We start from the raw sequence: 15,966 nt of genomic DNA on the forward strand, positions 1-15,966 counted from the left end.
ATGACATTGCTATTTGCAATGGTCGCGAACTTATTGACAAGTTGTCAAGTTATTGAAGGCATTTTCAAAGCAGGTGTATGGACCGGCGTGATTGCGGTAGTTGTGGTTGTTGCTTTAATTATTTGGATTATTGCTAAGGTTGCAGGCGGAAGAAAATAGCAATTCTCAGCATAACACAACATTACCTGTATAAAAAAATAGGCTCATCGTTACTGATGAGCCCATTTTTTTAAGTGATTTTTGAGTTCGTTATGCTTAAGCAGTTTCTTCTTCTTGCTTAGAAAGAACGAGCTTGCGAACAATCCACTTCTCAATCTCTACGATAATAAAGACAGCTAAACCTAAGTATACGGGATATTGCCAAAATGATAATTCCAATGGCTGAGTACCGAAAATACGATTCATGAATGGCAAGTAAGTGATCGCTGCTTGTAAAGCAAATAGTAAAACTGCAACAATGTAAATGGCGTTGTTGGTAAAAAACTTACTATCGAACGCTGTTCCATGAATACTCCGACAATTGAACAAATGAAACAACTGCGAAATTACTATGGTTTGCATCGTAACTGTTCGTATAGTATCATTGTTCACGCCTTGATCCGTTAGATACTGCACCAAGTACAATGTTCCTCCAGCAATAACAACAGAAACAAAAACGATCCTCCAGATAAAGTATCCGCTTAACAATGGTTCCTTTGCATTTCGCGGCTTCCGTTTCATAGTACCTTCTTCTATTCCTTCAAAAGCTAGCGCTAAGGAAACAGTTACAGATGTAACCATATTGACCCATAGAATCTGCAAAGGCGTGAGTGGCATAATATATCCAAACAGAATACTAGCCATTATCAATAAACTCTCTGCTCCGTTTGTAGGTAAAATAAAAAGGATTGTTTTCTTAAGGTTGTCATATATTCGCCGGCCTTCTTCTACGGCATCCACGATCGTTCGGAAATTATCATCAGCAAGCACCATCTCGGACGCGTCCTTTGTTACTTCCGTTCCTTTTATTCCCATGGCAATCCCAACATCCGCTTTCTTTAATGCTGGAGCGTCATTAACACCATCACCAGTCATTGCACATATTCGTCCTTCGGCCTGTAAGGCTTCCACCAAGCGCAGTTTGTGTTCAGGACTGGTGCGAGCGAAAATATCATATTCTAAAACGGCTTTACGCATTTCCTGATCACTCATCTTTTCTAGATCAGCACCCCGACAAGCTTTCTCCCCATCGCCAATTCCCATTTCTTTACCAATCGCTTTCGCGGTATCAACGTGATCTCCGGTAATCATTTTTACGCGTATTCCTGCATCTGCACAAATCTTGATCGCTTCTATAGCCTCTTCTCGAGGCGGATCAATAATGCCGGCAAGGCCTACCAAAATAAGATCTTCCTCCAAATCGTCATGATCAATGTCAGAATTTCCAGAAGGAACCTGTTTATAACCGGCTGCAATTAATCGTTTTCCTTCTTTAGCTAAGTTAGTAATCTGTTCTTTCCAATACTGCAAGTCTAGGTCTACTGCTTCGCCATCATCATTAAGTTGCTTCGTCGCCAATTCAAGCAAACGATCAGGTGCGCCCTTCACATACATAACAGCATCCGTGTCTTCCTCCACCAATGTTGCCATATATTTGTAATCCGAATCGAAAGGTATTGTCGCTATGCGCTTTGGCTTTTCTTCATCTAATCCGCTTTTTTTATAAACGGTAACTAAAGCTCCTTCGGTGGGATCGCCTTTAATAATCCATTCGCCCTTTTTATTTTTATCGATTGATGCCTCGTTACAGACGTAAATACATTGAAGGAAACGTTTCAGTCCACTGTCGTCTTGAACATCGATTGTTTTATCATTCTGTTGAATATCGCCATCTTCCGGTGCGTATCCAATGCCCGTCACTTCATAATGTTGATTATGAAGGATTACATCTTTTACGGTCATTTCATTTTTTGTCAGTGTACCTGTTTTGTCCGAACAAATCACAGATACCGAACCTAGGGTTTCTACGGATGGAAGATTACGCACAATGGCATTCCGCTTAGCCATATTTTGTACACCTATCGCTAATATAATCGACAGAATGGCTGGTAAACCTTCTGGAATAGCGGCGACAGCTAGTCCAATGGCGGATAACAACAATTCTTCCGTATCGTAATCTCTAAAATAAAATCCGAATGCAAAGGTTCCGGCAGCTAAAAACAGCGTAGCTAAAGCGACTGTCTTACCAAATTGACTTGTTTGGCGAAGCAATGGCGTTGTTAGTTGAGCGACATCGGACATCATCTGATTAATTTTTCCGATTTCGGTGTTCCTCCCTACAGCTACTACTATTCCTTTACCTGTTCCATTGCTAACCGTTGTGCTAGTGTACGCCATATTATTGCGATCACCTAAATCCACATCTTCTTCGATCGTGTCGGTGCGTTTCTCCGACGATTCCGATTCTCCAGTAAGTGCCGATTCTTCAATCTTTAAATTATCCGATTCGAACAATCGTAAGTCTGCTGGCACCTTATCACCAGCTGAAAGGAGAACAATATCACCTAATACAACATCTGTAGCATCAATTTCCTTGCGTTTGCCTTCTCGTAAAACAGTTGCTTTCAGCGAAAGAATTCCTTTTATACTTTCCAAAGCCTTTTCGGCCTTCCCTTCCTGCACAAAACCAATTGTCGCATTGATAATAGCCACCAAGATGATAACAATAGTATCGGTGTAGTGACCTAAGATGGTAGTAATTACTGCGGCTACGAGTAAAACATAAATAAGCACGTCATGGAAATGCTTAAAAAAACGTACGATATCGCTTTGCTTTTTCTTTTGCGGAAGCTCGTTTGGTCCATGCTTTTCCAATAATTTATTCGCGGTGCTACTACTTAATCCGTCTGAACTGTCGGTCTTCAACGAAGAAATGACATCCTCTACATCCTTCGCGTGCCACGACCTATTATTATCCTTATGCTCGTTAGAATTTTCCATTTTTGCTATTAATTGCTCGGTTTCAGCTTTGCTTAATTATTGTTGTAACAAGCAAATACACACAACTGTTTGATAAAATTCGACATCGACGGGATAGGTTGATAGCTACTATTTATCTTTGATTATGAATTATTGATTTGATGATCGTAGTTTTGCATTTTCTCAGGGAAAAAGAATTATGGCTATCCAAAGAAGCAAGAAGAAGAAATTTTCAAACAAAACGAAAAAAAAAGCTAGTAATAAAATAGTACGCTGGATCGGCCGCGTATTATTAGCCTTGTTTGCGTTGAGTATATTTTGGGTAATCGTTCTGCGTTTTATAAATCCACCTATTACTTATCTAATGGTGAAGCGTGGTTTTGAATGGAAGGAGAAAGGAAAAGGATTCAAGATTGAAAAGGATTGGCTTGCTTACGAGGAAATTTCAACCAATCTGAAGAAAGCCGCTTTGGCGGGTGAGGATGCTTTCTTTATGACGCACCACGGCTTTGACACGAAGGCGATCGAAAAAGCATTGCAAAGAAATAAAACCGGTGGTGCTTTGCGTGGCGGTAGCACAATAAGTCAGCAGGTTGCAAAAAATGTATTCCTTTGGCCAGCTCGTTCTTGGTTTCGAAAAGGCCTGGAAACCTATTTTACCGTACTGATCGAAATATTTTGGTCGAAAAAAAGAATTTTGGAGGTTTACCTAAACGTGATTGAAATGGGACAAGGCGTTTATGGCGCCGAAGCGGCCTCGCGCTACTACTTCAGCAAATCTGGTAAAAGCTTAACTAGAAAAGAAGCCGCTTTAATTATTGCAATCTTACCCAATCCTAGAAAATGGGATGCGCGCCGACCTTCCCCTTATATCAACCGACGCGCGAATAGTATTGTTCGTTATTTAAATCACTATACCATTCCGGAATAGCAACTATTTTTTATTCCACTCTGCCATACCGCCGAAATAAACGAAGATCTTTTCAAAACCTTGTTGTTGCAAATAGGAAGAGGCTATAGCTGCGCGGTCGCCGCTTTGACAATAAATGGCCACGGGCAACTCTTTAGAAAGCGATTGAAAATGCTTAGGTAATGTTCCAACAAAATGATTAATTGCGCCATCAATATGGCCATTCTCATACTCCGAAGCATTGCGTACGTCCACTAACTGCAGATTTTCCGTATCACGTATAAGTTCCTTTAGTTCCGATTGAGTAACGGCTTTTGTTTTGGTACTTGCTGCCACGAGAAAATCAGCGTCAGTAGAAGAAAGATATCCGCGAACGCGGTCCATTCCTATACGCATCAATTTACGAACCGCATCTTCCGATTTATCTTCGTCAACAATCAAAACGATATCATGTTGATAATTCAACATCCATCCACACCACGTGGCGAAACTATTATTTAACTGAATATTCAACGTTTTTGGAAGGTGTCCTTCAGCAAAAGCAAATTTTGCGCGTGTATCTACAACTTGTACACCTTCCTGTTGCGCTTCCAACACATCATCTAAACGCAGTTTTTCGACAGTCGGCACTTCCAACAAAAGCGGACGATCTGTTTTATTACGCACCTTCATTTCCGCGAAATACGTCGGCGCAGCTGGCTGTCCTTCCAATAATTGCCTAACGAATTGATCTTGTTGCGAAGATTGCAAAGCCCAATTACGAATTTTCTCGTAACCTACCGTGCTGTTTGGAACTGCTCCCAAGGCCTTTCCACACGAGGAACCAGCTCCGTGTCCAGGCCAAACCTGTACATATTCCGGCAAAGCCGCAAATTGTTGCAACGACTCGAACATTTGCTTTGCGCCTGCTTCTTTCGAGCCAGATATTCCCGCTGCTACCTCCAACAAATCCGGCCGACCCACATCACCGACAAATACAAAATCTCCGGTAAACAACATCACCGGATGATTCGTCGCGGGATGATCGGTTAGCAACAAACTGATACTTTCTGGCGTATGACCAGGCGTATGTAGCACCTTGAAAGTCAGATTTCCAACCACAATTTCATCTCCGTGCTTTAAACCTTCGTGTGCAAACTCATATTGCCAATCTGCACCGCCTTCGTCCGACAAATACATTTTCGCTTGCGTCAAAGCAGCCAATTCCCGCGTTCCACTTAGAAAATCTGCATGAATATGCGTTTCCGTCAACTTGGTAATTCGCAAATTTTGTTGTTTCGCGATTTCTAAGTAGGTATCCACATCTCGCTTCGCATCGACAACAATCGCCTCGCCAGTTGCTTGGCAACCAATTAAATAACTGGCTTGCGCTAAACTTTTATCATATATCTGTTGAAAAAACATCTAACTATTTTTCTAAAGTAAAACCTCTCGAATGAATATGTATAACCCCATGGCAAGTACAAACCATCCAAAACCAACCTTTAATTTTTCGCCATCCATTTTCTTAGCGATCATCGCTCCAAAGAAAATTCCGATAATAGAAAATGCAGAAAAAATAAGCAGTAAGGTCCAATTTATCGGTTTGTCATCAATTTCCCAATATCCCAGAAACCCAACAAGCGAATTGAATGCCACAATAAACAAAGAGGTTCCAATCGCACGCTTCATGGCCATCCGAGCGGAGATAACCAACGTCGGAATAATAAGAAATCCACCTCCAGCACCGACCATACCCGTAACGATCCCCAACGTAATTCCTTTGAAAAACACCGAAAGATAGTTGAACTTTTTGGGCTCATCAAACTGATCATTAGAATCAGGACGATCTCGAATCATCGAAGCGGAGGCTAACAACATGACGATGGCAAACAGTACCATGACCATAGTTTGCTTAGAAAACGCAAATGCTGAGTCCGAAAACAAAATAGCAGGAATACTAGGCATGATGAAAGTGCGCGTGAAGAGCACCATAAAGATCGAGGGTATGCCGAAGTAGAAAACCACCTTGTAGTCCACCATTCCCTCAAGGGCTTTTCGAAATCCGCCGATGAGTGAACTAATCCCTACAATAAAAAGTGAATAAGCTGTTGCTGTCAACGGCTCAATATCCAAACAATAAACTAAAATGGGAATGGTTAGAATAGAACCGCCACTGCCGATAAGTCCAAGCGAAACACCAATCAAAATGGCCAAAGCATACCCTAATAATTCCATCATTGTTCACGAAATTATCAGTTTTTACAGAAGCTAACTAATTAATTATGATATATTTAAAAACATAAACTATACAGATTTAATAGATTATGTTAATCATTTGCTTTTCCGTCCATCCAGTCATCTTGCAAATCATCGATATCACGGCGATCTTTTTTGGTAGGGCGCCCGGTGCCACGATCGCGCTTGAGGACAGGGGCATGGAATACCGACTTGAACGCATAGGTTTCTTCTTCGGGCGTATGATCTTCGTAATGCTGTACGGCAGTTTTAGCATCAGCACGCCGTTCTAATAACCCAGTTACCAAAATCACCTTGCGTTCTACACCCTTCTGAATGGAAAATGTTTCGCCCACCTTTACAATGTAGGATGGTTTTACGTTTTGCCCATTCAACTTTACACGCCCTGCTTTACAAGCTTCCGTTGCCAAACTCCGCGTTTTAAAAATTCGGATTGCCCACAAGTATTTATCGATACGTAATTTTTCAGATGCTTCTGCCATACGCAAACTTACTTATCTCTGAACTGATTTACAAGATTGTGGATTTTTGAGCTAAATTGCAATCCAACTCACTTTGGTCTCTTCTATTTTTTAATGAGTTATTAATAAATCATCAAGTAAATTAATCAATTCCACACCTCGAAGGTTTTTAGCAACGATCTTTCCATTTGGATCTAAAAGAAAATTTGATGGAATAGAATTAATGCCAAATATTTTTGCAGCATGGCTGTTCCAACCTTTATAATCTGCAGATTGAAACCATTCTAACCCATCCTGAGAAATAGCGTCTGCCAACGCATCTTTTTGATCGGGCTTATCTAACGAAATACCTAATATTTCAAAATTATGTTTTTTGTAAGTTCGGTATGCCTTGACCAAATTTGGATTCTCCTCTCGGCACGGTCCGCACCAACTTGCCCAAAAATCAATTAACAAATATTGACCTTTAAAATCAGAAATACTAACCTTTTCTCCGGACAGTAGTGGTAGGGAGATATCAGGAGCTATCGAACCAATAGCCGTTTTACCTACAGATTCCAATTGAAGACTTATCTCCCCACCTAATGGCGTAGATTTCAATTCTTCGGAAGTGGCATTAAATACTTGCAAGGATCGATCGGCAAATTGTTCTTGGCCAGCGACAAAAGCTAAACTAATCAGGCTCAAATAGGAACAAGGATGTTTTTCTGCAAAATCGAGATGCGCTGAATAACTCTCATCCATTAAACGCTGTTCGCGTGCAACAAATTTTGATAATATAGCCGAATCAGTTTGCTCAAGTTCAGTAAGCGCATAAAACTCGGTGTTTAACGCTGAAAACTTCCTATTAATCGACTTTTGCATCTCTTGTTGCGTCGCATATTCATCATTTATCAACGAGCCATCAATCACGGTATTTTTCAAGGAATCAGGTGATGTCATTTCTACAGATGAGGCATGCAAATAGAAACGAACATGATCTATTACTTCACCTTTATCGATTTTTTCAACATATGGGTTTTTATGTAGATACATCGCCGCCAGAACTGGATACTCAATATTGCCTTCAAAAGTAAAACGTCCATCGTGCACAAAAGCCGAGTCAGTTACCGTCGCTTCATCCAAATTGTATATCAAATAAATCCTAGAGCCATCTTTAATCTTGGAGAAATGACCTTCAATTTTATACAGATTTTGTGTGAAGGCAAAAAATGGTAGAAGAGCCAATATTACGAATGGAAATTTAAATATCATGATAGTCAAGTTCTAACCGGATACATTTTGTGCTAAAATAAGATTTTCACCGATATCACAACGACATAGGACTTTAAAATAAATGTCCACATGAGCATTTCAATACAAATACATGCTCACAATGAGCGTTTTGGTCGCTCGCGTAGAACAAATTCCTTATATTGTAAGGTAATCAACTTTACCCATAAACTTTACTTTCAGCATAAAACATGGTTCTCCACGCTTTAAGATTCCGCTTTCTCATAGCTTCGGTAGTTTTTTTCGTCGTCTTTGCTGGGCTATTTTCATGCAATCAGTTTCAACAGGAAGAAGCAGCCTCCGATGGTGTGAACTACGTAGCTATAAAAAGTCCAGATACAGCTTACCTAACGTTGAGTAAGCATGGAGATCGTTTTTTCGGAAAATTGTTGATCCGCAAACCGGGATTAGTCGTAGAATTTGGAGAAGTTCGCGGCGAAATAAAGGATGATATTTTTATCGGCGATTATCCCTATTTGCCATTTGGAGATCGCTATCACAAACGAAAAGGTTTCGCTTTGAAGGATAGTAGCGGTTATCTAATTAGGGGTTACGGAACGCATCATATCTATATGGGAATCCCTTATTTAGTGGAAGGAACCATCAGCTTTCCGCAGGATGGGTTTGTGTTTGAGCGAACATCTGTGAAACACGAGGAATAGCATGCGCTTATTTTCTAACATCCCGCAATTACATTTCCGCAAAATTTGGCATCTTTGTACTACAACATTCTATTTTGTTTAAGAATTATACGCATCCATGTTAGAGAATTACAAAAAATTAGTAGAAGAGGCTTGGGAGAACCGTCAGCTTCTAGAGTATAAAGAATATTTTGAAGCGATTCATTCTGTCATCCAACGTTTGGATTTAGGTGAATTGCGCGTAGCCGAACCAATTGGATCGCGCTGGCATGTGAACGACTGGATTAAGAAAGCCGTTATTTTATATTTCCCGATTCGCGAAATGAGCGTAATCGAAAATACGCCGTTTATCTACCACGATAAGATGGCGCTAAAAACAAACTACAAAGAATTGGGCGTTCGCGTAGTGCCTGGAGCTTCCGCGCGTTACGGTGCTTATTTGGCAAAAGGCGTGATTATGATGCCATCTTACGTGAATATCGGTGCGTATGTGGACGAAGGTACTATGGTGGACACGTGGGCAACAGTAGGTTCTTGTGCGCAGATCGGAAAGCATGTTCACCTTTCCGGTGGTGTTGGTATCGGTGGTGTTTTGGAGCCAGTTCAAGCAGCACCGGTTGTGATTGAAGATAACGTATTCGTAGGTTCGCGTGCGATCGTAGTAGAAGGTGTTCGCGTGGAAACGGAAGCGGTTTTGGGAGCGAATGTGGTATTGACTGCATCTACAAAAATTATCGATGTTTCCGGATCGGAGCCTATAGAATACAAAGGCGTCGTTCCAGCACGTTCGGTCGTGATTCCTGGATCGTACACCAAGAAATTCCCAGCAGGAGAATATCAAGTTCCTTGCGCACTGATTATCGGACAACGTAAAGAATCCACCGATAAGAAAACATCGTTGAACGATGCGTTGCGTGAGCATAACGTAGCGGTTTAAGCATTTTATATGCACGGAAAAACAACATATGTTGACCGAAATGATGTCGCCAAAGCTTTAGAAGTACTTAAAGCTGGCGGCATCATTTTGTATCCGACCGATACGATTTGGGGAATCGGTTGCGACGCAACCAATCCGGAAGCTGTCGAAAAAGTATTCGCATTGAAAGGGCGTGATCAAGCCAAAAGCATGATTTTGCTGTTACATAATGAAAATCAGCTGGCAAGTTACGTCAACGACATTCCTGATGTAGCTTATGAATTGATTGAAGTGACGGATCGGCCGTTGACAATTATTTATTCGCAATCCAAAAACCTTCCTGCAAGCACGGTAGCTGCCGATGGTTCTGTGGCTATTCGCGTAGCCGATCATCCATTTTGCCAGCAATTATTACAACGTTTTCGGAAACCAATTATTTCCACCTCTGCCAATCTTAGCGGACAATCTTCGCCCGCTAATTTCTCAGAAATTGATGTGGCGATAATTGAAGGCGTGGATTACGTGGTAGAGTTTGGACAACATGATATGAAATCACAAAAACCTTCCATGATTATGAAGTTGGGTTCCGGTGGTCAATTTGAATTTATTCGCAAATAAACATACTAAAGATGATGAAAAAGTGGTTCACCTTATTGTTCTCGCTAATAGCGGGATTTTCTATTGCTTTCGCACAGCAAGCCGACATTCCATCTGCTCAACCCGGCGTGCAATATGGCAAAAAAATTGACGCAAAAAATGCACTTTCTGGCCAACAATTGGATAAAAAGCTAGCTAAATCTTCCGACGAGTTTACTGGAAAACTGGAAGGTGAAGTAGTTCAGGTTTGCAAGAAAAAAGGATGTTTTATTACATTGAAGCGCGAGGGCGACGCAGATCCAATTATGGTTCGTTTTACGGATTACGGTTACTTCATGCCGCAGGATATTGTTGGAAAAACGGTCGTCTTGGAAGGCAAAGCGAAAGTGAAAGAAAGATCAGTAGCGAAGCTACAGCATGATGCGAAGGATTTAGGAAAAAGCGAACAAGAAATTGCTGCGATCAAAAAACCGAAGCGTGACATCTCCTTTATTGCGGATGGTGTGATCGTCGTAAAATAAAACGTGAATTACTTCCAAACACATCCATCACCGAGCATTCGCGTTGGGAATCAATTGATGACTTTTGATCAACCCAAAATCATGGGAATATTGAATGTCACGTTCGACTCCTTTTACGATGGCGGAAAACATGCCAATATCGACGACGCTCTACGGCAGGTCGAAAAAATGCTGACGGAAGGCGCGGATATCATTGATATTGGCGGACAATCCACCCGTCCGGGAGCGAAATTATTGGATGAAGCAACGGAATCCAATCACGTTGTTTCGGCAACCGAAGCAATTCTAAAAGCCTTTCCGAAAGCGGTATTGTCCATTGATACTTTTCGCGCTTCAGTAGCGCGCGAAGCCATCGGCGCAGGCGCTCACATCATTAATGACGTTTCCGGTGGACAATTGGATTCACAGATGTTTCGAACCGTTGCGGAGCTGCAAGTTCCTTACATTTTGATGCACATGCGTGGAACTCCAGAAACTATGCAGCAATTCACACAATACAATGATGTGGTAGAAGATGTTGCGGTTGAATTAGGTAATAGCATTGCAGAATTAAGGCAATTGGGTGTTCGCGATATCATTTTAGATCCGGGTTTCGGCTTCGCTAAAACCATCGATCAAAATTACGACTTATTGCTGCGCGTGGATGAACTGCATTACCATAGATTGCCGATTTTAGGTGGAATTTCGCGCAAATCGATGATTTATAAAAAACTGGGAACGTCCACAAACGAAGCGCTGACAGGAACAATTGCACTGAACACGTTATTGCTAGAACGTGGTGTACAATTACTTCGCGTGCACGATGTGGCAGAAGCAAAGCAGCTTGTTAACTTGTTTTACGCATAGTAAAAACACAACACACAACTAAGAAAAGCATGGAAAATTTAAAAGGAAAGAAAGCGCTTATCACCGGCGGAGCCCGTGGCTTGGGCAAAGCGACAGCTATTGCTTTGGCGAAAGAAGGCGTTTCGGTAGCAGTTACTGGTCGTAACGAAGATAATTTAAAGAAAACAGTAGAAGAACTAAAAACGTTGGGCGTCGACGCAACTTATCAAGTATTTGATGTTGCAAATTACGAAGACGTAAAAGCTGGCGTGGCACAGATTTTCGCGGATTTTGGCACGTTGGATATCTTGATCAACAACGCCGGAATTGCAGAATTTGGATCGGTACTGGATATGGATGTACAAACTTGGAAGAACATTGTGGAAGTGAACTTATTAGGCACTTACTATGTCACTAAAGAGGTATTGCCACATTTGGTAGAAAAGAACGAAGGCGACATTATTAATGTATCTTCAACCGCAGGTTTGAATGGTGCTGCAACCGGATCATCTTACAGCGCTTCGAAATTTGGCGTAATCGGATTTTCAGATTCTTTGATGCGCGAAGTACGCAAAAACAACATCCGCGTTTGCACGCTAATGCCTAGCACGATCGCTAGCGATATGTCCCGCGATTTAGGCTTGACAGACGGCGATCCGGATAAGGTTTTGCAAGCGGAAGATTTCGCAGAACTTATTGTAGCTAACCTAAAGTTACCGCGCAGAGCGATGTTAAAAAGCGCTTCATTGTGGTCAACAAATCCGTAAACGATCTCCCTTGAGGACAAACGAATTTGTTGGCTCTTAAAATAAGATTGCTGCACCCTCATTCTTCGGGTTCGCAATGACGTTATATAATATATGAAGAGGTTGCCTTTTCGGACACAACCTCTTCCTTATTTATACCAGATCGTTAATTAATCAAGCGATTCTCGTCCGACGATTTCAAGATATGCTCTTTCAAATCGCTTTCTGCTTGTGCCAATTCGCCTTCGGCGATCTTGCGTTTTTCACGACCTTCGCGTTGTATACGCAACACCTCATCGATGGTGGCAATAATATCCTGATTAGCTTTCTTGATCGTGTCAATATCCACAATACCGCGTTCGGTTTCTTTCGCAATCTGGATGGTAGATTCTTTCAAAATTTCACTGTTACGACGCAATAATTCATTTGTTGCATCGGTCACTGCCTTCTGTGCTTCCAAGGCGCGTTGCGAATGTGCAATACCTAACGTTAACACCATTTGATTCTTCCATAACGGCAACGTATTCACCAAACTGGACTGAATTTTCTCCATTAGAGCACTGCTATTGCTTTGGATCATTCGAATCTGCGGTGCATTCTGCAAAACAACCATTCGCGTCAACTTCAAATCGTGTACTTTGCGCTCAAATCGAACAACGTGCTGCTCCATATCCTTATATTCTTGGATCTTGTGCTGGTCGTTGCTGCTTTCTGCTTCCTGACGTAATTTAGGCAAAGTTACCTCGTGCGCTTCCTGCAATTTTTCAACGCCGGCTTGGATGTGCATCGACAAATCCTTGAAATATTGCTGATTCTGGACAAACAACTTATCGAAAATCACAACATCCTTCGCCATATTCTTATAATGCCCTTCCAACTTCAATTCGATCTGATGGATATTCTTTTCAACCGACGCATATTCGGTGCGAATTCTGGAAATACGCTTCTTTAAGCTATCAAAAAATGGAATCAACGGCTTTTTGCGCGTATTCTCATCAAATGAACGAATATCGGTACGTAAATTAATCAGAATATCTTCCGCTCCACCCAAGTCCTTCGTACGAACTTGGCGCAAGATTTCGTTTGAAAAACTGCCCACTTTCGATTGGCTCCCCACACCAAACTGGATAATATCCATCGTGGAGGTCAGCTTAATCTTATCCTTATATTGAGCAATCTGTGCTTTCTCTTCGTCCGAAAAATTCACCGACATGTCCATGTTTGTGGGCTTATCATTTTGAGGCTCCTGATCCCCGTTATATTTTGTCAAATCTAAATCTGCCATAGTTATTTTGTTTAATCTTTTAATAGATTTCTGCTTTTTAACGATTGTAGGTACACATCCGTTTCGGCGGAAATATCCAGCATTCCCACGCGGAACAAATCTGTTACTTCTTGCTCAATGGCTTGCGACGCTTGTCTAATAATATGTACCATTTTATCCTTTGATTCGCGCGTTACCGCATTCTGCAAATTTGCATTCTCCAACTCATCGTATTGCATTAGCACGTTTACGACCGTGGAATGTCGAACCAAAAACTTTTCTGCTTCGCGAATATCTTTCTTTTCCAACAAGTGAAACAAACGAATGATTTTATCGATTTCCTGATGTAATATCCGATTGTCAATTTGCTTGCGCCAATACATCAACCGCTCGATAAATAGTTGTGGCGTATCCAAAGTAGGTGCTGCTAATTCCAGTTTTCGCTGACTGCCGACGGTGGAAATCCATTTCAGTTCACGTACCTCGCCTAATTCCAAACGCTGTAAATAATGTTTAGCTTGATTGAGCAACAAACCATTCCCGACGATGTAAGAAAGCGACGAACCAGCAATTGTAAGTAACATACCTCGGCTGAAGGAACCAAAAAAGTAAATCAGCGATCCGAACAACGCGATTTCGACCGCAAGCAAAACCAATGCTGTTGCGTACCAAACCCGTACCTTGCTCTTGGAAGCTTGGCTCATCATCACAAATGGATGAATATGAACGAAAGGAATGAACATAAGAATAGACAGAAAAGTCAACGTTAGTTGCCTCATCTCCCATCCCTTACTTTTTTTAGTGAACCATCCCATGTATTAACCTTCCTTATTTTATATAAATATACTTGGTTGCAAGGCAAGTATAAAATTTATCTGACGCAAGATACTATTGATCGATTTCGACTAATAGGTTTTATCGGTAACTGGACAGATATGTTCGGTGAAATGGCGCAAAAAAAAGGCGAATATCGTCGGATATTCGCCTTTTCGCTGTTCTGCTAAAGATTAGAACGGCAAATCGTCATCATCAGCACCTGATGATGAAATATCTACCGGCGGCATATCCGCTACATTATGTTGCGGCGCCGCAGCTGCTGCAGTACCAGCCAATTTCGTAACGCGCCAAGCTACCAATGAATTAAAATAGGTAGTTACACCTTCTTTATTTGTCCAAGGACGTCCACGTAAATTAAACGAGATTTCGATATCCTCTCCCACTGTCAAATTATCAAAGATATTGACACGATCTTGTGTTGCTTCGAAACGAATATATTCCACGAATTGTGGATTCTCCGCATAAGCAACGATCACGTCACGCTTCTTGAAAGACTCTGTTACTTGCTGAATCGCACCTACTTCGTGAACTTTTCCTCTTATTTCCATATTCAATAGTATTAAAGCCTAAAATTACACATTTTTTACGTCTTAGAATCCCTAACTTTGTAGAAATATGATGGAAGTTTTCAACACCCCGGCCAAGATTATCATTACTTGTAACAAGCGTTTATCGCCTTATTTGCAGGAAGAAGTAGAAGAATTGGGATTTAAAGTTGTTCGTGCATTCAACACAGGACTGGAGCTTAAAGCTTCTGTAAATGAATGTATTAAACTAAACTTAAATCTACGTGTGGCCAGCCAAGTGCTGTACCAACTTCGTGCTTTCAAAGCACGCGATGCGAAAGAACTTTACGATGAATTAGTGAAGATTGCTTGGGAGGATATTCTTCCATTCGACGGTTATTTTTCTGTCACATCACATGTGCACAATGAAACCGTTACTACGCCATTATTCGCCAACGTTAAGGTAAAAGATGCGATCGTAGATCGAATTAAAGATAAGAAAGGCATGCGTCCAAACTCTGGACCGCAGCTTGATAAAGCCGTGATTCACCTTCATTGGATGGAAGAACGCGCTGAGATTTTTATTGACACTTCCGGTGAAACTTTAGCTAAACATGGCTACCGCAAATTGCCGGGCAAAGCGCCCATGTTGGAAGCCCTAGCTTTTTCCACGATCGCAGCCAGCAAATGGGATGGCAAATCGCCGTTCATCAATCCGATGTGCGGATCGGGAACATTGGCGATCGAAGCGATTTTGAAAGCACAAAACCGTCGCCCAGGATTGATGCGCATGAACTATGCATTTATGCATTTTATCGGCTATAACGAAGAAGTTTTCTTTCAGGAACGTCGCGTATTAAAAGAGCAGGTAGACAAATCTATCACGCCGATTGTGATTGCTTCAGATATTTCTGAAGATGCGGTCGAAATTTCACGTCAAAATGCACGCACTGCCGGGGTCGAACATTTGATTCAGTTCGAAGTAGGTGATTTCGAGAAAACAACGGTTCCCGAAGAACACGGCGTTGTAATGTTCAACCCGGAATACGGGGAGCGTTTGGGAACGCACTTTAAGTTAGAAGCGACTTATAAGCGCGTCGGCGATTTTATGAAGCAAACTTGCAAAGGTTACCGCGGTTATATCTTCACCGGAAATCCGGAATTGGCAAAAAAGATCGGTCTAAAAGCTTCCAGAAGATTTGAATTCTTCAATGGTAAATTGGATTGTCGTTTGTTGCAGTACGAATTGTACGAAGGTTCGAAATCTTAATCCA

The 15,966-nt window shown here is 41.5% G+C and carries 17 protein-coding genes; 9 read left to right on the forward strand and 8 right to left on the reverse strand.

All coding sequences use genetic code 11. The features are described 5' to 3' along the window. Window positions 1-159: a hypothetical protein gene (locus ACFSQ3_RS03165; RefSeq protein ID WP_380867396.1), complete on the forward strand. Its 159-nt coding sequence runs from the start codon at window positions 1-3 to the stop codon at window positions 157-159. Between the two features lie 96 nt (window positions 160-255). On the opposite strand, the gene ACFSQ3_RS03170 is transcribed toward ACFSQ3_RS03165, so the two are convergent. Further along, window positions 256-2,979, reverse strand: coding sequence for a cation-transporting P-type ATPase (locus ACFSQ3_RS03170; protein ID WP_380867398.1), 2,724 nt, complete (start codon window positions 2,977-2,979; stop codon window positions 256-258). A gap of 178 nt (window positions 2,980-3,157) precedes the next feature. Between ACFSQ3_RS03170 and mtgA the strand changes: the two genes are divergently transcribed. Further along, window positions 3,158-3,889 carry a monofunctional biosynthetic peptidoglycan transglycosylase gene (gene mtgA / locus ACFSQ3_RS03175; protein WP_380867400.1) on the forward strand — a complete coding sequence of 244 codons (732 nt, stop codon included), beginning with the start codon at window positions 3,158-3,160 and terminating at the stop codon, window positions 3,887-3,889. Between the two features lie 3 nt (window positions 3,890-3,892). Here the strand turns inward: mtgA and ACFSQ3_RS03180 are convergent, their stop codons facing one another. From ACFSQ3_RS03180 to ACFSQ3_RS03195, 4 genes are all read right to left on the reverse strand, one after another. After that, window positions 3,893-5,272 carry an MBL fold metallo-hydrolase gene (locus tag ACFSQ3_RS03180; RefSeq protein ID WP_380867401.1) on the reverse strand — a complete coding sequence of 460 codons (1,380 nt, stop codon included), beginning with the start codon at window positions 5,270-5,272 and terminating at the stop codon, window positions 3,893-3,895. A 12-nt stretch (window positions 5,273-5,284) separates the two neighbouring features. Continuing rightward, complete coding sequence (locus ACFSQ3_RS03185; RefSeq protein WP_380867403.1) at window positions 5,285-6,088, reverse strand: sulfite exporter TauE/SafE family protein; 804 nt, start codon at window positions 6,086-6,088, stop codon at window positions 5,285-5,287. An 89-nt stretch (window positions 6,089-6,177) separates the two neighbouring features. After that, entirely contained in the window at window positions 6,178-6,588 is a 411-nt protein-coding gene (locus ACFSQ3_RS03190; RefSeq protein WP_380867404.1) for an RNA-binding S4 domain-containing protein, read from the reverse strand. A 90-nt stretch (window positions 6,589-6,678) separates the two neighbouring features. Further along, window positions 6,679-7,821, reverse strand: coding sequence for a redoxin domain-containing protein (locus ACFSQ3_RS03195; protein WP_380867406.1), 1,143 nt, complete (start codon window positions 7,819-7,821; stop codon window positions 6,679-6,681). A gap of 209 nt (window positions 7,822-8,030) precedes the next feature. Between ACFSQ3_RS03195 and ACFSQ3_RS03200 the strand changes: the two genes are divergently transcribed. The 6 genes from ACFSQ3_RS03200 (at window position 8,031) to ACFSQ3_RS03225 (ending at window position 12,106) form a co-directional block, all read left to right on the forward strand. Further along, window positions 8,031-8,501, forward strand: a complete 471-nt coding sequence (locus ACFSQ3_RS03200; RefSeq protein WP_380867407.1) for a hypothetical protein — start codon at window positions 8,031-8,033, stop codon at window positions 8,499-8,501. A gap of 97 nt (window positions 8,502-8,598) precedes the next feature. Next, window positions 8,599-9,417: a 2,3,4,5-tetrahydropyridine-2,6-dicarboxylate N-succinyltransferase gene (locus ACFSQ3_RS03205; RefSeq protein ID WP_380867409.1), complete on the forward strand. Its 819-nt coding sequence runs from the start codon at window positions 8,599-8,601 to the stop codon at window positions 9,415-9,417. 9 nt (window positions 9,418-9,426) lie between these two features. Then, window positions 9,427-10,014 (forward strand): L-threonylcarbamoyladenylate synthase, encoded by a 588-nt coding sequence (locus ACFSQ3_RS03210; RefSeq protein WP_380867410.1) that lies wholly within the window; start codon window positions 9,427-9,429, stop codon window positions 10,012-10,014. Between the two features lie 11 nt (window positions 10,015-10,025). Next, window positions 10,026-10,514, forward strand: coding sequence for a DUF4920 domain-containing protein (locus tag ACFSQ3_RS03215; RefSeq protein ID WP_380867412.1), 489 nt, complete (start codon window positions 10,026-10,028; stop codon window positions 10,512-10,514). A 3-nt stretch (window positions 10,515-10,517) separates the two neighbouring features. Beyond that, entirely contained in the window at window positions 10,518-11,360 is an 843-nt protein-coding gene (gene folP, locus ACFSQ3_RS03220; RefSeq protein ID WP_380867414.1) for a dihydropteroate synthase, read from the forward strand. A 29-nt stretch (window positions 11,361-11,389) separates the two neighbouring features. Further along, window positions 11,390-12,106: a 3-ketoacyl-ACP reductase gene (locus ACFSQ3_RS03225; RefSeq protein ID WP_380867416.1), complete on the forward strand. Its 717-nt coding sequence runs from the start codon at window positions 11,390-11,392 to the stop codon at window positions 12,104-12,106. A 145-nt stretch (window positions 12,107-12,251) separates the two neighbouring features. On the opposite strand, the gene ACFSQ3_RS03230 is transcribed toward ACFSQ3_RS03225, so the two are convergent. From ACFSQ3_RS03230 to ACFSQ3_RS03240, 3 genes are all read right to left on the reverse strand, one after another. Further along, a complete protein-coding gene (locus ACFSQ3_RS03230; RefSeq protein WP_380867417.1) occupies window positions 12,252-13,370 on the reverse strand; it encodes a toxic anion resistance protein in 1,119 nt (372 codons plus the stop codon). Between the two features lie 11 nt (window positions 13,371-13,381). Then, the gene (locus ACFSQ3_RS03235) at window positions 13,382-14,128 is read right to left on the reverse strand and encodes a hypothetical protein (RefSeq protein ID WP_380867419.1); all 747 of its coding nucleotides are present in this window, start codon (window positions 14,126-14,128) and stop codon (window positions 13,382-13,384) included. A 228-nt stretch (window positions 14,129-14,356) separates the two neighbouring features. Next, on the reverse strand, window positions 14,357-14,734 hold the full coding sequence (locus ACFSQ3_RS03240) for a DUF3127 domain-containing protein (protein WP_380867421.1): 378 nt from the start codon (window positions 14,732-14,734) through the stop codon (window positions 14,357-14,359). Between the two features lie 70 nt (window positions 14,735-14,804). Here ACFSQ3_RS03240 and ACFSQ3_RS03245 point away from each other — a divergent pair, with 70 nt between their 5' ends. Then, window positions 14,805-15,962: a THUMP domain-containing class I SAM-dependent RNA methyltransferase gene (locus tag ACFSQ3_RS03245; RefSeq protein WP_380868468.1), complete on the forward strand. Its 1,158-nt coding sequence runs from the start codon at window positions 14,805-14,807 to the stop codon at window positions 15,960-15,962. The last annotated feature ends 4 nt before the right edge of the window (window positions 15,963-15,966 follow it).

The sequence above is a fragment of the Sphingobacterium corticis genome, from assembly GCF_042684745.1.
GTDB classification, from domain to species: Bacteria; Bacteroidota; Bacteroidia; order Sphingobacteriales; family Sphingobacteriaceae; genus Sphingobacterium; species Sphingobacterium corticis.